The organism is Vibrio sp. HI00D65, assembly GCF_001635455.1.
In the GTDB taxonomy this organism is placed as follows: domain Bacteria; phylum Pseudomonadota; class Gammaproteobacteria; order Enterobacterales; family Vibrionaceae; genus Vibrio.
On sequence record NZ_LWEH01000255.1, the window covers coordinates 144,355 to 165,090 of the forward strand.

Annotated in this window: 19 protein-coding genes; 16 read left to right on the plus strand and 3 right to left on the minus strand. The window is 44.9% G+C overall.

What is annotated here, in order from left to right; genetic code table 11:
• Positions 1-174: 174 nt before the first annotated feature.
• From rpsO to A3712_RS17650, 5 genes are all read left to right on the plus strand, one after another.
• Positions 175-444 (plus strand): 30S ribosomal protein S15, encoded by a 270-nt coding sequence (gene rpsO, locus A3712_RS17630; protein ID WP_004740633.1) that lies wholly within the window; start codon positions 175-177, stop codon positions 442-444.
• Positions 445-799: 355 nt separating this feature from the next.
• The gene (gene pnp, locus A3712_RS17635; RefSeq protein ID WP_004740632.1) at positions 800-2,920 is read left to right on the plus strand and encodes a polyribonucleotide nucleotidyltransferase; all 2,121 of its coding nucleotides are present in this window, start codon (positions 800-802) and stop codon (positions 2,918-2,920) included.
• A 124-nt stretch (positions 2,921-3,044) separates the two neighbouring features.
• The gene (nlpI, locus tag A3712_RS17640) at positions 3,045-3,968 is read left to right on the plus strand and encodes a lipoprotein NlpI (protein WP_063524480.1); all 924 of its coding nucleotides are present in this window, start codon (positions 3,045-3,047) and stop codon (positions 3,966-3,968) included.
• Positions 3,969-4,121: 153 nt separating this feature from the next.
• Complete coding sequence (locus A3712_RS17645; protein ID WP_063524596.1) at positions 4,122-4,529, plus strand: MarR family winged helix-turn-helix transcriptional regulator; 408 nt, start codon at positions 4,122-4,124, stop codon at positions 4,527-4,529.
• An 88-nt stretch (positions 4,530-4,617) separates the two neighbouring features.
• A complete protein-coding gene (locus A3712_RS17650; RefSeq protein ID WP_063524481.1) occupies positions 4,618-5,955 on the plus strand; it encodes an MATE family efflux transporter in 1,338 nt (445 codons plus the stop codon).
• A gap of 86 nt (positions 5,956-6,041) precedes the next feature.
• Here the strand turns inward: A3712_RS17650 and A3712_RS17655 are convergent, their stop codons facing one another.
• The 3 genes from A3712_RS17655 to A3712_RS17665 all read right to left on the minus strand — a co-directional run bounded on the left by A3712_RS17655 (position 6,042) and on the right by A3712_RS17665 (position 10,169).
• Positions 6,042-6,920 (minus strand): U32 family peptidase, encoded by an 879-nt coding sequence (locus A3712_RS17655; RefSeq protein WP_063524482.1) that lies wholly within the window; start codon positions 6,918-6,920, stop codon positions 6,042-6,044.
• A gap of 18 nt (positions 6,921-6,938) precedes the next feature.
• Positions 6,939-7,952 (minus strand): ubiquinone anaerobic biosynthesis protein UbiU, encoded by a 1,014-nt coding sequence (gene ubiU / locus A3712_RS17660; protein WP_063524483.1) that lies wholly within the window; start codon positions 7,950-7,952, stop codon positions 6,939-6,941.
• Between the two features lie 177 nt (positions 7,953-8,129).
• The gene (locus tag A3712_RS17665) at positions 8,130-10,169 is read right to left on the minus strand and encodes a bifunctional diguanylate cyclase/phosphodiesterase (protein WP_063524484.1); all 2,040 of its coding nucleotides are present in this window, start codon (positions 10,167-10,169) and stop codon (positions 8,130-8,132) included.
• A gap of 254 nt (positions 10,170-10,423) precedes the next feature.
• Between A3712_RS17665 and ubiT the strand changes: the two genes are divergently transcribed.
• The 11 genes from ubiT (at position 10,424) to A3712_RS17715 (ending at position 20,709) form a co-directional block, all read left to right on the plus strand.
• Positions 10,424-10,951 carry a ubiquinone anaerobic biosynthesis accessory factor UbiT gene (gene ubiT, locus A3712_RS17670; protein ID WP_063524597.1) on the plus strand — a complete coding sequence of 176 codons (528 nt, stop codon included), beginning with the start codon at positions 10,424-10,426 and terminating at the stop codon, positions 10,949-10,951.
• Positions 10,935-11,438, plus strand: coding sequence for a GNAT family N-acetyltransferase (locus A3712_RS17675; protein ID WP_063524485.1), 504 nt, complete (start codon positions 10,935-10,937; stop codon positions 11,436-11,438). Before ubiT ends, A3712_RS17675 begins: the two co-directional genes overlap by 17 nt.
• 158 nt (positions 11,439-11,596) lie before the next feature.
• Positions 11,597-11,995, plus strand: coding sequence for a DNA polymerase III subunit psi (locus A3712_RS17680; RefSeq protein ID WP_063524486.1), 399 nt, complete (start codon positions 11,597-11,599; stop codon positions 11,993-11,995).
• Positions 11,988-12,443, plus strand: coding sequence for a ribosomal protein S18-alanine N-acetyltransferase (gene rimI, locus A3712_RS17685; RefSeq protein WP_063524487.1), 456 nt, complete (start codon positions 11,988-11,990; stop codon positions 12,441-12,443). Before A3712_RS17680 ends, rimI begins: the two co-directional genes overlap by 8 nt.
• Positions 12,444-12,604: 161 nt before the next feature.
• Entirely contained in the window at positions 12,605-14,185 is a 1,581-nt protein-coding gene (gene prfC, locus A3712_RS17690; protein WP_063524488.1) for a peptide chain release factor 3, read from the plus strand.
• 98 nt (positions 14,186-14,283) lie between these two features.
• The gene (locus A3712_RS27895) at positions 14,284-14,439 is read left to right on the plus strand and encodes a DUF5363 family protein (RefSeq protein WP_197465858.1); all 156 of its coding nucleotides are present in this window, start codon (positions 14,284-14,286) and stop codon (positions 14,437-14,439) included.
• The gene (locus A3712_RS17695) at positions 14,420-15,235 is read left to right on the plus strand and encodes a TatD family hydrolase (protein ID WP_063524489.1); all 816 of its coding nucleotides are present in this window, start codon (positions 14,420-14,422) and stop codon (positions 15,233-15,235) included. The genes A3712_RS27895 and A3712_RS17695 overlap by 20 nt, the downstream gene beginning before the upstream one ends.
• A 204-nt stretch (positions 15,236-15,439) precedes the next feature.
• A complete protein-coding gene (locus tag A3712_RS17700) occupies positions 15,440-16,702 on the plus strand; it encodes a NupC/NupG family nucleoside CNT transporter (protein WP_063524490.1) in 1,263 nt (420 codons plus the stop codon).
• 509 nt (positions 16,703-17,211) lie between these two features.
• Positions 17,212-17,988 carry a deoxyribose-phosphate aldolase gene (gene deoC, locus A3712_RS17705; RefSeq protein ID WP_063524491.1) on the plus strand — a complete coding sequence of 259 codons (777 nt, stop codon included), beginning with the start codon at positions 17,212-17,214 and terminating at the stop codon, positions 17,986-17,988.
• Positions 17,989-18,082: 94 nt separating this feature from the next.
• A complete protein-coding gene (gene deoA, locus A3712_RS17710) occupies positions 18,083-19,411 on the plus strand; it encodes a thymidine phosphorylase (protein ID WP_063524492.1) in 1,329 nt (442 codons plus the stop codon).
• Between the two features lie 77 nt (positions 19,412-19,488).
• Positions 19,489-20,709, plus strand: coding sequence for a phosphopentomutase (locus A3712_RS17715; RefSeq protein ID WP_063524493.1), 1,221 nt, complete (start codon positions 19,489-19,491; stop codon positions 20,707-20,709).
• Positions 20,710-20,736: the final 27 nt, after the last annotated feature.

Below are 20,736 nucleotides of genomic sequence, written 5' to 3' on the forward strand. Positions count from 1 at the left end.
ATCAATAAAATAGAAAGCGAGCGCTTAATTTAAGCGCTTCGCTTTTTTCGTTTCTAAGGCCATCGATTGTTATTGCACCAACTGACAAACTTCCCTATAATCCTCGGTTCGCGTAGCGGCTGAATCAGAGATTGGCTGCTACAAATATTAAACTACTCTTATCAGGAGAGAATTATGTCTCTGAATGCAGAAACTAAAGCAGCAATCGTTGCAGAATACGCGCGCTCTGAAGGCGACACAGGTTCACCAGAAGTACAAGTAGCACTACTTACTGCTTCTATCAACCACCTACAAGGTCACTTCAAAGCTCACAAAGGCGATCACCACAGCCGTCGTGGTCTTCTACGTATGGTTTCTAGCCGTCGTAAGCTTCTTGACTACCTGAAAGGTAAAGACCTTTCTCGTTACCAAGACCTAATCAAGCGCCTAGGCCTACGTCGTTAATAGCGATGTCTGCAAAGACTGTTTGAAGAAAAAGGAGCATTTATTGCTCCTTTTTTTGTATCTGAAAGACAGAGTTTTAACTATTTCACGGAGCTTTTTCAGTACGAAAATATCCCTGTATATAAAAATAGTTTATACTATGCCTCGCCTGTACAGCTAACTGTATAGGTATTATACGACCCAGAAGTTACAGTCACAGATGTCGGCCAATAGGTCGCGACTATTCAAAGTGGATGTACGCTGTATTTTTTCGATACAGCGAATCAATTCCGTCTGCTTCGACTAGTCGCGATTGGTGATTTTTGGGTTTCAACTTACTGACTCTAAAGAACAATCTTTAGGTAAAGGAAATACAATGTTTGAGAAACCAGTTGTAAAAACGTTTCAGTACGGTAACCACACAGTTACTCTAGAAACTGGCGTTATTGCTCGTCAAGCTACTGCAGCAGTTATGGTAACAATGGACGATACTTCAGTATTCGTATCTGTTGTTGGTAAAAAAGAAGCGGTACAAGGTCAAGACTTTTTCCCTCTAACGGTTAACTACCAAGAGCGTACATACGCTGCTGGTAAAATCCCAGGTGGCTTCTTCAAGCGTGAAGGTCGTCCATCAGAAGGCGAAACACTAACGGCTCGTCTAATCGACCGTCCAATTCGTCCTCTTTTCCCTGATGCATTCAAGAACGAAGTTCAAGTTATCGCTACAGTAATGTCTGTAAACCCAGACGTTCAGCCTGACATGGTAACAATGATCGGTACTTCTGCAGCACTTGCTATCTCTGGTATCCCGTTCAACGGTCCTATCGGTGCAGCACGTGTTGGTCACATCGACGGTCAACTAGTACTTAACCCAAGCAACACTGAGTTAGAAACGTCTAAGCTTGACCTTGTTGTTTCTGGTACTGCTGGCGCGGTTCTAATGGTTGAATCTGAAGCAGACAACCTAACAGAAGAAGAGATGCTATCAGCGGTAGTATTTGGTCACGATCAACAACAAGTTGTTATCAACGCGATCAACGAATTCGCAGCTGAAGTTGCTACTCCTGCATGGGATTGGGTTGCTCCAGAAGAGAACACTGCGCTTAACACTCGCATCGCTGAGCTTGCAGAAGCTAAGCTAGTTGAAGCGTACCAAATCACAGAGAAAATGACTCGTTACGACCGTATCCACGAGATCGCGGCTGAAGTTAACGAAGTGCTAGTATCTGAAGATGAAGAAGTGAACCTAAAAGAAGTTCACTCTATCTTCCACGACCTAGAGAAAACTGTTGTACGTCGCAGCATCATCGCTGGTAACCCACGTATCGATGGCCGTGAAAAAGACATGGTTCGTGCACTAGACGTTCGCACTGGCGTTCTTCCACGTACTCACGGTTCTTCTCTATTCACCCGTGGTGAAACTCAAGCTATCGTTACTGCTACGCTTGGCACACAACGTGACGCTCAAATCATCGATGAGCTGACAGGCGAGCGTAAAGACAACTTCCTACTACACTACAACTTCCCTCCATACTGTGTTGGCGAAACTGGTTTTGTAGGTTCTCCTAAGCGTCGTGAAATCGGCCACGGTAAACTAGCTAAGCGTGGTATCGCTGCAGTAATGCCTTCTGTTGATGAATTCCCATACACAGTTCGTGTTGTATCGGAAATCACTGAATCTAACGGTTCTTCTTCAATGGCTTCTGTATGTGGTACATCTCTAGCACTTATGGATGCTGGTGTTCCAATCAAGTCTTCTGTTGCGGGTATCGCAATGGGTCTTGTTAAAGAAGGCGACGACTTCGTAGTTCTTTCTGACATCCTTGGTGACGAAGACCACCTAGGTGACATGGACTTTAAAGTAGCAGGTACTAACGACGGTATCACTGCACTTCAAATGGACATCAAGATCGAAGGTATCACTAAAGAGATCATGCAAATTGCTCTTAACCAAGCGCAAGGTGCACGTAAGCACATCCTTTCTGTAATGGATGAAGCTATCTCTGGTGCTCGTGAAGAGATCTCTGAATTCGCTCCACGTATCCACACAATGAAAATCAGCTCTGATAAGATCAAAGATGTTATCGGCAAAGGCGGCGCAGTTATCCGTGCTCTTTGTGAAGAAACTGGTACTACAATCGAAATCGAAGATGACGGCACAATCAAGATTGCAGCTACTGAAGGCGCAGCTGCGAAAGAAGCTATCCGTCGTATCGAAGAGATCACAGCTGAAGTTGAAGTTGGCCGCATTTACCAAGGTAAAGTTGCTCGTCTTGCTGACTTCGGTGCATTCGTAACTATCCTTCCAGGTAAAGATGGTCTAGTACACATCTCTCAAATCGCTGACAAGCGCGTTGAGAAAGTGTCTGACTACCTAACTGAAGGTCAAGAAGTGCCTGTTAAGGTTCTTGAGATTGACCGTCAAGGCCGTGTACGTCTAAGCATGAAAGAAGCAGTTGAAACGCCAGCTGAAGGCGAAGCACCTGCTGCTGAGTAATTCTCAGTGTGTCGATAGTAATATCGCTTTTTAGTGATTTTTAACCTATCGTCAACAAAGCATGTTATAAAGGGGAGCATATCGCTCCCCTTTTTAATTGCGGTCATAACAGGAGTAATTATTTGTGAAATGGTTTCAAACCGCGAGTATGTGTTTTCTGCTTGTACTAACTGGTTGTGCAACAACATCAGATAACGCCTCAAGTTGGGTTTACCCGCCAATGGCTGTGCCACTGCAACCGAGCGTTCAGCAAGAAGTTCAGGTTGCACGTTTGAGTCAGCTACTGCAGCGCCCAGATCTGAATGATGAAGTTAGAGCTAAGATGCTGTTTGAACGTGGTAACTACTACGACAGTGTCGGCCTGAGGGATTTAGCGCGTTTAGACTTTAATCAATCTCTTTCATTGAACCCAGCTCAGCCTGATATCTTCAACCTTTTGGGTGTCTACTTCACGCAAGTAGGAGAGTTTGATGCGGCTTATGAATCTTTCGACTCTACGCTCGAGCTTGATCCTGCGAATTCATATGCAGAGAGAAACCGCGCTATCGCACTCTATTATGGTGAGCGTTACGACTTAGCGAATGAAGAAATGATGAAGCACTACGCCGATGATCCGAGTGATCCATTCCGCGCGCTTTGGTTATACATCATTCAGCATGAGCTAACGCCTGAACAAGCTAAGCTTGACCTGCAAAAACGTTATGAGAATCATGACGAGCAGTGGGGCTGGGTATTGGTCGCTATCATGCTCGATGACATCACTGAAGAACAGGCATTCAAAGCGATCTTAACGGGTACTCGTGACAATACGTTGCTTGCACAGCGCTTAACCGAGACATACTTCTATCTGGCTAAGCGTTACCACATGAACGGTGACTACGCGAATGCGATCTCTTTGTATAAGTTGTCGGTCTCTTTTAACGTATTTGAATACGTAGAGCATCGTTACTCTTTCTTAGAGTTGAGCCGTATTTTCACTACGCTAAAAGCAGAGCACCTCGCTCAAGCTAAGCTGGCTGAAGCAGAGCAAGCAGCTGATGCTCGCTAAATAGATTATTTTTACTACTAAAGCCGCTGCCAGTCAGCGGCTTTTTTGTGCCTACCTTTTATGATCTTTGTCTCGTTTGGGATTGCTTTTTATTTAAACAGGATTAAAATAGTTAGCCTTGCTAACTAAATGCCATTCTTTGATTGGGTGAGTATGCTAAACCAGAACTTAGAAAAGATAGAACGCTTCGCCTCGAAAGTATGGCGGACACAGGTAAATGAAGATCCTATCTGCCAGTTGAGCTTTAACGAATATGATTACTTGAAGGTGATTCAGGCGTCTCCTGAGCCGATTCGATTGACCGATCTTGCTGTTGAAATGCAGGTGACCAAGCCTTCAGCGACGACTATGGTACAAAGGCTTGAGAGAAAAGGCCTTGTGGAGCGTAAAGCGTCACTGGAAGACGCGAGATCTAAACTCGTGGTACTGACCCACAAAGCAGAACTAGGTTTAGAAGAAGAGAGCAAGGTCTATCAAGTGATGGCACAAATACTGGAAAGTCGTTTGTCTGAGCAAGAGTCTAAGCAACTGAACCAGTTATTAGACAAAGCGTTGAAGTAATTAATTTAGATATTTAGTTAGCCTTATTAACTAATTTATCGAGTCATGTCCCACTGATATGTGACGCACAATGAAAGTAGAGTAAGAAATGAGTAACTCAATTAGTCGCCAATTTTGGCGATACACAATCCCAACGGTAGCGGCGATGCTGGTTAATGGCCTCTACCAAGTCGTGGATGGCATCTTTATTGGTCGTTATGTTGGCGCTGGTGGACTGGCGGGGATCAACGTCGCGTGGCCGGTGATCGGTTCGATTCTTGGTCTAGGTATGCTGGTGGGGGTCGGTACTGGAGCGCTGGTATCGATTCGCCAAGGTGAAAAAGACACCCAAGGTGCTAAGCAGATCTTAGCTACGGGTTTGACCTTGTTGTTAGCCATAACACCAATTGTCTCTGTCTTGCTGTACCTGTTTGCCGATAACTTTTTGCTTTGGCAGGGCGCAGAAGGGCGAGTGTATGAACTTGGTTTGCAGTATTTGCACATATTGATTGGCGCTAGTGTATTTACCTTGGGTTCTATAGCGATGCCGTTTCTACTGCGTAACGATGACAGCCCGAATTTAGCGACTATCCTGATGATTATTGGTGCGGTCATTAATATCGTTCTGGATTACCTGCTTATTGCCCTATTTGGATGGGAGTTGATGGGCGCGGCATTAGCTACAGCGATTGCTCAGTTTGTGGTAACGGCTTTAGGTCTCGCTTACTTCTTCTCACGACGTGCAAACCTGCGTTTACGTTGGAGTGAGTTGAGATTGAAGCTTGCGGTAATTCCACAGATTTTCGCGATTGGTACATCAAGCTTCTTTATGTACGCTTATGGCTCAATGATGGTGGCATTGCACAACGCTTTGTTCTCTCAATATGGCGACCAGTTGATGATTGGTGCTTACGCTATTTTGGGCTACATCGTGACGGTTTATTACCTAACTGCGGAAGGTATCGCTAACGGTATGCAACCATTGGTGAGCTACAACCATGGTGCACGTAACCAAGCGAATATTCGCAAGTTGCTTAAGATTGCGATGTCGAGTTCTGTTTTGGTTGGTGTTGCATTTGTGTTGCTATTGAACGTATTCCCACGTGAGTTTGTGTCAGTGTTTAACTCGGACGAACCTCAGCTAGTTGAATACACCGTATTGGGCATTCGACTGCACATGTTCGCATTGGCACTTGATGGCTTCTTAGTGGTTGCGGGTGCTTACTACCAAGCGGTGAACAAAGGTAGTAAGGCTATGTTCGTGACGGTAGGTAACATGCTTATTCAACTACCGTTCCTGTACATTATGCCTAAACTATATGGCGTGCCGGGGATCTGGATTGCGTATCCACTGTCTAATATCGCGTTGAGCGCGGTGGTGATGGTGATGCTCTACAAAGACGTAAAGAAGCTCAATGCCTCGCCGATGGAAACCGCAACGGCATAGGTCGATTTTCTTGAGACAAATAAAAAGGTCTTAGCATGTGCTTGACCTTTTTCGTTTTGAAAATCGCTTCGTTTTGAAACTAGTATTTAGATGTTCTTAACGTCTAAACCTGCAAGCTGATGCCAGTAGCCATTACACTGGCGGCGCTCAATCTTCATTGGGTTTTGACCCTGTTCGTTGGCTCTGAAATTATTGATTTCATTGAAGGTATCAACACCAAGTGGGCTTAAACGAACCGCATCCACTAAGTCATGCATGTTTGGTAAGTCATTCACCAAGTTGTAGCAGTAGCCTGATTGAGTCTGGATGCCGTTAAGGTTGAAGACAGATTGACCCTCTTGGCTCTCAACTTGAAGGCCTGTTGGATACTTGATACAGCAGGTCTCACAATCGTCTTTGGCTTTGTTCTCTGCACGAGCCGTAAAGCAGCGAGCTGAATACGCTAGTGGTAAGTAGCCGTGGCTAAACACTTCGACTTCAAACTTGTTGCGGATGTTTAGCTCGTCACACTGTGCCATCACATTGCTCAGCCATTCACGAGAAAGCTCTACCGGCATACACCAACGCGTCATACCTTGCTTTAAGAATAAGTTCAACGTGCGTGCGTTGTAGGTGTTTACTGCTGGACCGACTACGAATGGTACTTTGCTTTCGCTTGCCAGTTGAATGGCAGACACATCGTTCGCTTCAATGGCAAAGTCACCGTTATCAATGTACTTCTTCATGATGTTGACTTCGCTAGGCGCTTCCAGTAGTGCCATGGTCGACAGTACCACTTGCTTACCTGATAATGACAGCTCTTTAGCAATGTCCATCCAGTGCTTTGCTTTCATCTCGCGGCGCTTTGAACATACGGCTTCACCTAGGTAGATGATGTCTGCTGAGCTTGACTTTGCTTGCTCATAGAAGCTTTCAACGTCTTGTTTTGGCCAAAAATAAAGTAGAGGGCCTAATGCGTATTTCATAGAGTGCTCCAGTTGGCTCTATTGCCATTTACGGTGATAAGCGCCAAGCGTGGTTTGTGTACCTTCAGATACATTCGCTAGTGTCGCATTCCAAGCTTGTTCTACTTGGTACTGTTCAGGGTTTGCTAAGTAGCGGTCGATGGCAGTACGCCAAGTACGAGTCACTTGTTCTACATAAGCAGGGCTACGTTGACGACCTTCAATCTTCACCGACGCGACATTAGCCGCGAACAATTCAGGCAGCATGGATAGCGTGTTAAGGCTCGTTGGCTCTTCGAGTGCATGATAACGCTTACGTTCACCATCGATATCTGCTTCAAAACGGCCTTTACATAACGTTGGGTAGCCTGCGTTTTCACCTTCCACGTACTTATCGATAAGGATCTCATTCAAACGAGATTCTAGGCCGGTTTCTGACTCTTGCCAGCGAACGTATTTCGCCGGAGAACAGGCGCCAACCGTATTCGGTGATTCACCTGTCATGTAGGAAGATAGGTAGCAACGACCTTCAGCCATGATACATAAACTACCGAAAGCGAATACTTCGAGGTCAACGTCAGAAGTGATGTTGCGAGAAAGCTGTTTGACCTGATGAATCGATAATACACGCGGCAGTACAACACGTTTTACGTTGAAGTTCTTGTGGTAGAAGTCGATCGCAGCAGCATTGGTTGCAGAAGCTTGAACTGATAGGTGAAGTTCTAGGTCTGGATATTTGTTTGCGGCGTATTCAAGAACAGCGATGTCAGCGATGATCAGTGCATCAACACCCAGAGCAGCTGCGCTGTCCACTGCGTCAGTCCAACGTTCGAAGCCATTTGGGTGAGCAAACGTATTTAAAGCAACATGAATTTTCTTGTTGTGGTCATGTACATACTGCACAGCACGATCGAGTTTTTTACCCGCAAAGTTAAGGCCTGCAAAGTGTCGGGCATTCGTATCGTCTTTGAATCCGATATAAACAGCATCCGCTCCGCAATCAATGGCGGTTTTCAAAGCAGGTAAGTTACCCGCTGGGCATAAGAGTTCCATTTGCTCACTACCAGTAGAATTAAGTTGAAGCGGGTATTTTATGAAGAATTATGAATGACAGAATTGATGTAAGGCAGGTTTAGATGGATAAATCTGCTTTTACGTCGTTTGAGGTACTGACGAGTGGTGATTTGTGTGTCGTTTTTCTGAAAAGAGGAGAGGGCTTGAATCGTGTAATTAGTTCTTATGACGACGGTTTTGTGCGAACAACTCTTCGACATCTTGTTTTGGCTGCGGACGATAGAAGTGGAAGCCTTGAATCGAGCTGCAGTTGAGGTTCGACAGGAGCGTCGCTTGCTCACTGGTCTCGACACCTTCTGCAACCACGGTTAAATCGAGGGATTTACCAAGGTTGATGATGTTTTCAATCACGGTGATCTGTTTTGGAAGGGTATCGATATCCGAGATGAAAGCACGGTCTATTTTAAGCTCATCGATTGGGAAGCGAGCTAGGTAAGACAGAGAAGAGTAACCAGTACCAAAATCATCGATGGAGAGAGCAAAGCCGAGCTTTTTAATCGCGTTAAGCATTTGTACGGTGTGTTCACTGTCACTCATCACAGCGCTTTCAGTGAGCTCAAAGGTAATTGCACTTGGGTCTAGCTCAGTCGAGCGTAGTAGTTTCTCCATGTAATCAATCAGTTTAGGGTTGCCAAACTGTTCTGGAGAAAGGTTGATTGCCACACGACCTGGCAGGATCCCTTGCATCTTCCAACGCTTCACTGTTGCAAATACTTCGCGCATGACCACACGGCCAAGTTGTTCGATAAGACCAGCACGCTCTGCGACAGGGATAAATGCAGCAGGACTAATATAGCCTTCAACAGGGTGCTTCCAACGGACCAGGGCTTCTGCACCGTTGATGGTAAAATCACGAGCATTAACCTTTGGTTGATACCAAACCTCAAGCCCATTCTGCTGAAGTGCTTTTTGCAGTTCGATTTCAAGCCACAGTCGCATACGCGCTTCTTTGTTCATCTGCTCGTTGAACTTAATTAAGCGGTTACGGCCACGATCTTTGGCTTCGTACATCGCGGTATCGGCATTTTGCAGCAAGATACGCGCATCGATGCCGTCTTGAGGAAAGCGTACGCTACCAATCGAACAAGCTAGGCGCTTACTAAAATGGTGAAGGTCAAAGGGCTGATTGATCAGCGAAATGATCTTTTCTGCCAGTGTTTCTGAGGTTCTTGGGTGCTCAGGCTCTGGCAGAATGATACCAAATTCGTCGCCTCCCAAATGCCCAATCACAGATTGGCGTGGCAGCAGGCGTTTAAGTCGCGAAGCTACTTCCTTAATCACTTTATCACCGATGTGATGCCCTAGTGAATCATTGATATTCTTAAAGTTATCAAGATCTAAGTACATCATGACAACTGGAGTGTCATTGTGAATGAACTGTTCCAGACGCTTAGTAAGACCCACTCTATTGTAGAGTTTAGTGAGTGAATCTATGTAGGCATCTTCACAGTTGCTGGGCGTATATTGTTTAGTGGTCTCTTGAGCGTCTTGAATGAGCACAAGCTGAGTGCTACTGCCAAGAATCGCAGTGGAGTCTATATTGAGTTGAACCTTACGTTCAAAGCCGCATCGAGCTCCTGTTAAGCAAACCAACCCAGACTCAGAAATAATAGAGCTGAGACTATTATTAAAGACCGTTTTGGTTTGTTCATCGATAAACAAGCGCCCCAACTCTTCACCGATGAGTTCAGTAGGAGAGTTAAAACCGAGCAAGCGCGCAGCCGATGGGTTAGACGACAAGATATAGTCGTTTTCAACCAGTAGTAGCCCGTCAGGTAGTAGCTGAGATAGCTTATGAAACTTGGCTTCGGATTCTTCTAAAGAACGGACGAGTACTTGATTTTCTGATGTATCAAAAGCGTGGAAGACGATGTAATCGGTATTCTTGCCATTGGTAAGCGGGGACAAACTGAAGTGGAGGCTAGTGTCGAGGTCAGTTTCGTTAAGGGTGACTTCGGCTTCAATGGTTTCGCCGTTGAATGCTCGTTCGTAGTAAGGTTTTAGATGTTGGTAGAATTGTTCGCCTAAGGTTTGGCGGTCGTTCATGCCTGCAAGCTCAGTTTGGCTTAAACCAGCAATATCGCAATAACGCTCATTCACCATAAAGTAGTTATGTTGAGCATCAAGCACTGCAAAAAAGAACGGGCTGTTTGCAGTTAGCTGAGTAAACCAATGTTGTAGTTGCTGGGGAGGCATCAAAGTACTACCAATTCTCCAAGAGCTTGATTATTCACAATCGATAAATATTTATTTTTGTATGGTTGTCTATATTCACCTGTGAGTGCAGCGATCTGCTGTAATTCTCATTACCTAAGTTACTATAACTGTGATTTTCAGGATATTAAAGGTCGAGCATCAAACAGAAGCTAATTTGATACATAACAGTAATTGAGATCTCAACATCATCTATGATGCATTCCATATTATTGACAAAGTTACGGATAAGTCACGTGATAAACAAGATTCGCACCCAACTAGTTCAAAATGCCGCATCAATTTTGCGATCTCCAGTCCAGTTATTGCCTAAAACAGTACAAAAAAGAGCCTTGTTCGAGGGGCTTAAGAGCATATTCAAAGAAGCGCTAGAAGACGGCGACTTTGAGTTTTTAGAAGATAAATGGCTTAAAGTCTCAATAAAGGATATGGGGTTAAGTTGGTGTATTAGCTACCAAAATGAGCAACTAGTCGTAGCTGATAAAGAGGTTGTTGAAGATGTTAGCTTTAGCGGCAATCTCAATGATCTTGTGTTAATTGCTGGTCGTAAAGAAGACCCTGATACGCTTTTTTTCCAACGTAGACTGTCTATAGAGGGCGATACAGAGCTCGGTTTAGAGGTTAAAAACTTGATGGACAGCGTAGATTTAGACTTATTGCCAGCTCCCTTGAAAACTTTCTTAAATCAATTAGCTGATTTTGTGCAGAAGGGAGTACAATCCCCGAATACACAAAGTGAGGTAATGAATGCTTATTCGAACTGAAGCACCGGCAGATATACTTGTCATTGATCGTTTATTGAAATCTGTTTTTGAAACGGATGCAGAAGCTAACCTGGTTATGAGCCTACGTGAGAATAGTCATTTAACACTATCGCTGGTGGCTTGTTCTGATGAGGGCGAAGTTGTTGGCCACGTAATGTTTAGCCCGATTACTCTGCACGGTGAAGATCATAATTGGCAAGGGCTTGCTCCGCTTGCAGTGAAAGAAGAGTTTCGCAATCAAGGCTTTGCTAGAACTCTGGTTGAAGATGCGTTCTCTACATTGGTTGATTTTGGTTACCCAGCGTGTGTTGTGCTTGGTGATCCTGCTTATTATGGCCGTTTTGGCTTCAAAGCCGCGAGCGAGTTTGGTTTAAGCTGCGCTTGGGATGTTCCTGAAGGTGCTTTCCAAGCCATTGAACTGGTTGAAGGGGCACTAGCTGGGCACTCTGGTGAAGTGGCTTATAGCTCTGAGTTCAATGAGTTATAAAGTAATGTCCAACACAATAAGATGCAAACGGGTTTAGTCTAAATAAAGGAGCTTGATGCTCCTTTATTTTTTGTTAGTATCAGCCCAATTCTAATGAGCTATTTTTAGTTTGTCCTAAGGAGCAGCTCAATATCAACCTAAGGTAATAACCGCTAGATATGTCACAAACACACGCACAGTACCTGCAAGAGATGGGCATCAGCCAATGGGAGCTTAGTCACCCAGAACGTTTGGCGGGTTATGAATCGAAACGAACTCCACTATCTAATGAGTGCAAACTATTGCTCGTTTCTCCTGAAAAACCTCAGGGCGATCTCGCCGTGATGTTTGAGCGTGTGCTGAAAAGTATCAAGCTTGATTTATCTCAGGCTCTACACATTCAGCCTCAACACCTAACGTCAATCGAACTCGGTGATGTTGAGTGGCTGTGGTTTGCTGGATGTGAATCGACTCAAGAGATCCAAGCAAAAACACTGCAATCCCCATTGCTGTCTGACATTAATGGCAATAATCAACATCGCCGCGACTTATGGCAACAAATTTGTGCATATGACTAATCAATTTTTACCGACTTCATCCCATCATCTAGACGCTATTTGGCAGATAGAACAGGCTGCGCACTCTCATCCATGGTCAGAGACTATGATCCGAGATCTCGATTGCCGAGGTGCTTGTCATCATGTTCTTGAGGTTGATAGACAAGTGGTCGGGTACTTTTTCGCGCAGAATATCGTTGGTGAAGTGACGTTACTTAACATTGCTGTGGATCCAAGCCAACAAGGCAAAGGCTATGGTAAGGCGCTGACTGAGCACTTCCTAGATATGTGTGAACAAGCTAACGCAGAAAGCGCGTGGTTAGAGGTTCGCGAAAGTAATGTGAACGCGTTTAACCTTTATGAAAAGGTCGGCTTTAATGAGGTGGACCGCCGTCGTAACTATTACCCAACCAAGCAAGGACAAGAAGACGCCATCATTATGAGCTATCTTTTTATGTCTTTTAGCTAGTCACCTTGTCGCTTTTCGCTAAGCAGAGAAGTAAGCGACAGAATAGGGTGCAAACTGACCCTTTAGAAAGTGACACGCTTTCTGTATAATCCGCACACAGAATTCAAGGGCAAGTATTATCTACTTGCCCTTTTTACGCTTTAGATCAGCAAAGGGCGACTATGTCTTTCCAACAAGAAGTGAGCAAACGTAGAACGTTTGCAATTATCTCTCACCCGGATGCGGGTAAGACCACGATTACTGAAAAAGTTCTTTTATTCGGAAACGCGATTCAGAAAGCAGGTACCGTAAAAGGCCGTGGCTCTAACCAGCACGCTAAATCTGACTGGATGGAGATGGAAAAAGAACGTGGTATCTCGGTAACTACGTCGGTAATGCAATTCCCATACAATGATTGCCTGGTAAACCTACTAGATACTCCAGGACATGAAGATTTCTCGGAAGATACGTACCGAACATTAACGGCGGTTGACTCTTGTTTGATGGTTATCGATGCTGCAAAAGGTGTCGAAGATCGTACTCGTAAACTGATGGAAGTAACGCGTCTACGTGATACACCAATCGTAACGTTTATGAACAAACTGGACCGTGACGTTCGTGATCCAATGGAAGTGCTTGATGAAGTAGAAAGCGAGCTAGGTATGGCTTGTGCTCCAATTTCATGGCCAATCGGTTGTGGTAAAGAGTTTAAAGGTGTTTACCATATTCACCGCGACGAAACGATCTTGTACGAATCTGGCCACGGCCACGAGATCCAAGAAGTTCGTATCATCAAAGGTTTAGATAACCCTGACCTAGATGAAGCGGTAGGTGCTGATCTAGCGGAAAGCGTACGTGAAGAGCTAGAGCTTGTTATTGGTGCTTGTCCTGAGTTTGATCACGACCTGTTTCTTGCTGGTGAGCTAACGCCTGTTTACTTCGGTACTGCACTTGGTAACTTTGGTGTTGACCACATGCTTGATGGCCTAACGAAGTGGGCTCCGGCACCGCAAACTCGTCAAGCTAATGAGCGTGATGTTGTTGCGACAGAAGAGAAGTTCTCTGGTTTCGTATTTAAGATCCAAGCAAATATGGACCCTAAACACCGTGACCGTATCGCTTTCATGCGTATCGTATCTGGTACTTACAGCCAAGGTATGAAGATGAACCATGTTCGTACCGGTAAGAACGTTAGCATTTCTGATGCGGTAACTTTCATGGCGGGTGACCGCGCACGTGCTGAAAAAGCGTATGCAGGTGACATTATCGGTTTGCATAACCACGGCACAATTCAGATTGGTGATACCTTTACTCAAGGTGAAAACTTGAAGTTCTCTGGTATTCCAAACTTTGCGCCTGAACTATTCCGTCGTATTCGCCTACGCGATCCTCTGAAGCAGAAGCAACTTCTAAAAGGTCTGGTTCAGCTTTCTGAAGAAGGTGCAGTGCAAGTATTCCGCCCTATGCAGAACAACGACCTGATCGTTGGTGCGGTTGGTGTACTTCAGTTCGACGTGGTTGTAGCGCGACTGAAAGCAGAATACAACGTAGAAGCTATCTACGAAGGCGTAAACGTTGCAACAGCTCGTTGGGTTGAGTGTGATGACGTTAAGAAACTGGAAGAGTTCAAACGTAAGAATCAATCTAACCTTGCGCTAGATGGCGGTGACAACCTGTCTTACATCGCACCTACGATGGTGAACTTGAACTTAGCTTCAGAACGTTTCCCAGACGTTAAGTTCCGAGCGACGCGCGAGCACTAATTTCTTCTAGCTCTATTCGAGCTAAACAAAAACGTCTATTGTTCTACAATAGGCGTTTTTTAATGCGTGTTATTTGAGACAGTAAGCTTGAGGTAAATATGTACGGTTGGATAAAAGCTTGGGTTAGGAAATACGATAAGTGGTGTGAAGAGCTTGGACTAACACCTGAAAACAAGCGTAGCTGTGTACCTTATCGTAGAGATCCTCAAGGGCAGCAAGCTGAGAGTGGGAAAGATGACACAGCAAACAAGTGATTTTCCGCTATTTGATACGCATTGCCACGCAGACTTTGAGGCGTTTGAGCAAGGTTTTACCCTCGAGCAGAGCAGCATTGAGGGGTATATTAAAGAGGCAAAACAGGCTCAAGTCGAGAAGTTACTTATCCCTTCTATCGGTCAAAACAACTGGCATAAGCTTGATAAGATCGCGCAATCTCACTCCAATGTTTACTACGCATTAGGCTTCCATCCTTACTTTTTAGAGCAAGCGGATGAGGTGCAATTTGAAGAACTTCATCAATTACTCGCATCAAAAACACGTCAGTGTGTGGCCATTGGAGAGTGTGGGTTGGACTTTTTTGTGGATGTGGAGCTGGAGAAACAAGAGCGCTTTTTCATCCAACAAATGGAGCTTGCCAAGGCGTTTAATTTACCTCTGATTATCCATGAAAGGAAGTCTTACAACCGTCTTATTCAGCTAATAAAGCAGCATAAGTTTACTTTAGGTGGGGTAATTCACGGTTTTTCTGGAAGTGAACAGCAAGCTTTGGCTTGGATTAAGCTCGGTTTCTATATTGGCGTCGGTGGAACGATAACTTACCCAAGAGCGCAAAAAACACGCACAACCATCGCTAAATTGCCGCTTGAGAGCTTGGTGTTAGAGACCGATGCTCCGGATATGCCAACCCATGGAAATCAAGGAAATGTTAATCATTCCAAATATTTAGTTACGATATCAAATGAACTTTTTTTGCTTAGGAAAGAGCCAAAGCAATCGATTGCAACGCAAATTTGGCAAAATAGCCATCGCGCACTCGGTATATGTGAATAAAATCTAATGTTTTTGTTTATCGTTTGCGTAAATTGCACTCCCATTGTGATTTGAGTCACATTTGTGTGTGAATGGTACATGAATCTTCTACGAAAGTGTGAGAGCGGCATTACTTTATTAGTGGTAGCATGAGTATAATTGCCCCCGCTTTATAGCCCCATTTTGTAACACGCCAATAAATAACTAATAAGGAAGTCATAAACTATGAGCCTGTTTATGAGCCTAGTCGGTATGGTTGTACTGATTGCAATCGCAGTACTACTATCTGACAACCGCAAAGCTATTAACTTTAGAACGGTGGGTGGCGCATTCGCTATCCAATTCGCACTTGGTGCATTCGTACTTTACATCCCTTGGGGTCGTGATTTGCTTGCAGGTTTCTCTGCTGGTGTAGCAAAAGTAATCGACTACGGTAAAGACGGTACTGGTTTCCTATTCGGCAGCCTAGTTAACTTCTCTGTTGACGGTATCGGTTTCATCTTTGCCTTCCAAGTTCTACCAACACTGATCTTCTTCTCTGCACTTATCTCTGTACTTTACTACATTGGTGTAATGCAGCTAGTAATCAGAGTTCTTGGTGGTGGCCTTCAGAAAGCTCTGGGTACTTCTCGCGCTGAATCAATGTCTGCAGCTGCAAACATCTTCGTTGGCCAAACAGAAGCTCCTCTAGTTGTTCGTCCATTTGTTCCTAAGATGACTAACTCTGAACTATTCGCAGTAATGTGTGGTGGTTTAGCATCTGTAGCTGGTGGTGTACTAGCGGGTTACGCATCTATGGGTGTTCCTCTAGAGTACCTAGTTGCAGCGTCATTCATGGCAGCACCTGGTGGTCTACTATTCGCTAAAATCATCAAGCCTGAAACAGATACGCCAGACGACAACATCGCTGACGATATCGACGGCGGCGACGACAAGCCAGCTAACGTTATCGACGCAGCAGCAGGCGGCGCATCAGTTGGTCTACAGCTAGCTCTAAACGTTGGTGCAATGCTACTAGCATTCATCGGTCTAATTGCTCTAATCAACGGTATCCTAGGTGGTATCGGTGGTTGGGTTGGTTTCGAAGGCCTAACTCTTGAGTGGATCCTTGGTAAAGTATTCTCTCCACTAGCATTCATTATTGGTGTGCCATGGGCTGAAGCAGATATCGCTGGTTCATTCATCGGTCAGAAGATCGTAGTTAACGAATTTGTTGCATACTTAAACTTCGTACCATACGTTGGTGAAAACGGTCAAGTTGTTGCAGCGACTGGTCAAGTGATGTCTGAGAAGACTCAAGCTATCATCGCATTCGCACTATGTGGTTTCGCAAACCTTTCTTCTATTGCGATTCTACTAGGTGGCCTAGGTGGTATTGCACCAAGCCGTCGCCAAGACATCGCACGTATGGGTATTAAAGCGGTTATTGCTGGTACGCTATCTAACCTGATGGCAGCAACAATTGCTGGCTTATTCCTATCTTTCTAATTAAGTAAATTAGATTATATAGACGCCACTTTAATCCCGCCCCGTAGCAAGAAATTGCTGCGGGGCTTTTTTGTTTTTAAGCCTGTTGAACCTGAATATGAGTTTGATTCGATGGTGGGCCTAGAATGTTTTTTTGAGATACAAACCGTTTGCGTTCTAAGGAACACTACAATTTATTGATGGATACCTATAACGTATAGGCTCAAGGGATAGGATGTCCCTTGTTGGCAAGAAAGTAACTGCTTGGATTCGTCTGCAGTTATTCTTCTGGGATTAAGCCAAACTTAGCGATACGCTATAGATGTTAGACACAACATGACTGATTTGTTGTGCCATAGACCAAACTGGTACTGTGCGGTGACAAGGATTGCAATTGGTGGCGAAAGTTATCAAGTCTTCAGGGAACCAAGTCCGTTCATTTGTGACTACTGAGCATTACTAAAATATCCATCTATACTGGATGGAGGGCGAAGTAGTTAACTATTTGAATATATTGATCGGAGATAGAAATGAGCGATTTAAAAGCAGCAGCTCTACGTGCACTTAAACTTATGGACCTAACTACGCTAAATGACGACGACACAACTGAAAAAGTTGTAGAGCTTTGTCACGACGCGAAGACTGCAGTAGGCAACACCGCTGCAATCTGTATTTACCCTCGCTTTATCCCAGCAGCTAAGAAAGCGTTGCGTGAGCAAGGTACTCCTGAAGTACGTATTGCGACTGTAACTAACTTCCCTCATGGTAATGATGACATCGAAATCGCCGTTACTGAAACAAAAGCAGCAGTAGCATACGGTGCAGACGAAGTAGATGTAGTATTCCCATACCGTGCTCTAATCGCTGGCAACGAAGAAGTAGGTTTCGAGCTAGTTAAACAGTGTAAAGAAGCATGTGGCGACATCACACTGAAAGTAATCATCGAAACAGGTGAACTTAAAGAAGAAGCATTGATCAAGAAAGCATCTGAGATTTGTATCAAAGCAGGCGCTGACTTCATCAAAACTTCAACAGGTAAAGTGCCAGTAAACGCGACTCCAGAGTACGCGCGCATGATGCTAGAAGTTATCCGTGACATGGGCGTAGCTAAAACTGTAGGTTTCAAACCAGCAGGTGGCGTACGTACCGCTGAAGATGCAGCACAATACCTAGCAATGGCTGATGAGCTACTAGGCGCTGAGTGGGCAGACAACATGCACTACCGCTTTGGTGCTTCAAGCCTACTAACTAACCTTCTTAATACATTAGAAGTGACAGACGAAACTGCTGATCCAGCAGCATACTAATCCTTTAAAAGTCTGTTTGATGGAGTGACGTTAAGTCACTCCATATTACCTCTTTTCCCTACAAACCATACTCACCAGAGTTTGGGAGGCACTAATGTATCTACCTCAAGAAATTATTCGCAGAAAACGTGACGGTGAAGTCCTAACAGCTGAAGAAATTAACTTCTTCATTCAAGGCGTCGCTAAGAACACGGTTTCTGAAGGCCAAATTGCAGCATTCGCAATGGCTATCTTCTTCAACGAAATGACAATGTCAGAGCGTATCGCACTAACATGTGCAATGCGTGACTCAGGCATGGTGATCGACTGGAGCCACATGAACTTTGATGGCCCAATCGTAGATAAACACTCTACTGGTGGTGTTGGTGACGTAACTTCTCTGATGCTAGGCCCTTTGGTGGCAGCATGTGGTGGTTTCGTTCCAATGATCTCTGGTCGTGGTCTTGGCCACACAGGCGGTACGCTAGACAAGCTCGAATCTATTCCTGGTTACAACATTACGCCAACCAACGATGTGTTCGGCGAAGTAACTAAAGGTGCGGGCGTTGCTATCATCGGTCAAACAGGCGACCTGGCGCCTGCTGATAAGCGTGTTTACGCGACTCGTGATATCACAGCGACAGTAGACAATATCTCGTTAATCACGGCTTCAATCCTATCTAAGAAACTGGCTGCTGGCCTAGATTCTCTAGTGATGGACGTAAAAGTAGGTTCAGGTGCATTCATGCCGACTTACGAAGCGTCTGAAGAACTCGCGAAATCTATCGTTGCAGTAGCAAACGGTGCTGGCACTAAAACTACTGCAATCCTAACGGACATGAACCAAGTTCTGGCTTCTTCTGCGGGTAACGCAGTAGAAGTTCGCGAAGCGGTTCAATTCCTAACGGGTGAATACCGCAATCCACGTTTGCTAGAAATTACGATGGCATCGTGTGCTGAAATGCTAGTACTTGGCAACCTTGCAAAAGATTCAGAAGAAGCGCGCGAAAAGCTGATGGCAGTACTGGATAACGGTAAAGCAGCAGGGTGCTTCGGTAAAATGGTAGCGGGCCTTGGTGGTCCAGCAGACTTCGTAGAAAACTACGATAACTACCTAGAAAAAGCAGAAATTATTAAACCAGTGTACGCGCTAGAAAGCGGTGTTGTATCAGCAATGGATACTCGTGCAATTGGTATGGCTGTAGTTGGTATGGGCGGTGGCCGTCGCGTAGCAACGGACAGCATTGATTACGCAGTCGGTTTCGATAGCTTCATTCGTCTTGGCGAAGTAGCAAGCGATGAGAAACCATTAGCAATGATTCATGCTCGCAACGAACAACAGTGGCAAGAAGCTGCAACGGCATTACAAAATGCAATCACTGTGGGCGGAGAATATACAGCAACACCAGACGTTTACCGTCAGATTCGTTCCGAGGACGTGTAAATAACCGCTATTGGTATACCTTGCGTATACCGATAATCAAAAGCGCTGGTGCAAAGAGCAATAAGTTGGTAAAGAAAATGAAAAGAGCATTTATTTTAGTTTTAGATTCATTCGGTATCGGTGAGACAGCGGATGCAGATAAATTCGGTGATGTAGGTTCAGACACTATGGGTCACATCGCGGACCATTGTGATAAAGGTCTTGCTGACAATGCCGACCGTCAAGGTCCTCTGACGCTACCAAACCTGTCTAAACTAGGTTTAGCGATGGCTCACAAAGAGTCTACAGGTCGTTTTGCTCCAGGTATGGATGCAGACGCAGAAATCATTGGTGCTTACGGTCACGCTGCTGAGCTGTCTTCAGGTAAAGATACGCCATCAGGCCACTGGGAAATCGCGGGTGTACCGGTACTGTTTGACTGGGGCTACTTCACCGACAAAGAGAACAGTTTCCCTAAAGAGCTAACTGATCGCATTCTTGAGCGTGCAGGTTTGTCTGGTTTCCTAGGTAACTGCCATTCATCTGGTACTGAGATCCTAGATAACCTAGGTGAAGAGCACATGAAGACTGGCCTGCCAATCTTCTACACTTCTGCGGATTCTGTTTTCCAGATCGCGTGTCATGAAGAGACATTTGGCCTACAAAACTTGCTAGATCTTTGTCAGATTGCTCGTGAAGAGTTGGAAGAGTACAACATCGGTCGTGTAATCGCGCGTCCGTTCATTGGTCCTGGTAAAGGTCAATTCGAACGTACTGGTAATCGTCGTGACCTTTCAGTTGAGCCACCGGCTGCAACGATTCTTCAGAAGCTTGTTGATGAGAAGGGCGGTAAAGTTCACTCAATCGGTAAGATCTCTGATATTTACGCTGGTTGTGGTATTACTCAGAAAACAAAAGCAACGGGTATCCCTGCGCTATTTGAAGCGACTAAAGAAGCGATCAATGAAGCGGGTGACAATACTATCGTATTCACTAACTTCGTTGATTTTGACTCAGCTTACGGTCATCGCCGTGATGTTGCGGGCTACGCTGCTGCGCTTGAGTACTTCGATGGTCGTATCAATGAAATCATCGATATGATGAAAGTGGATGATGTACTTATTCTTACTGCTGACCACGGTTGTGATCCAACATGGCCAGGTACAGACCATACTCGTGAACACATCCCAGTGATTGTTTACGGTAAAAACGTTCCTACTGGTTCTTTAGGCCGTCGCGATACGTTTGCTGACATCGGCCAAAGCTTAGCGTCTTACTTTGGTACATCGCCAATGGAATACGGTGCAAGCTTTCTATAATTGGTAATGAATAAAAGAGAGGGAAAC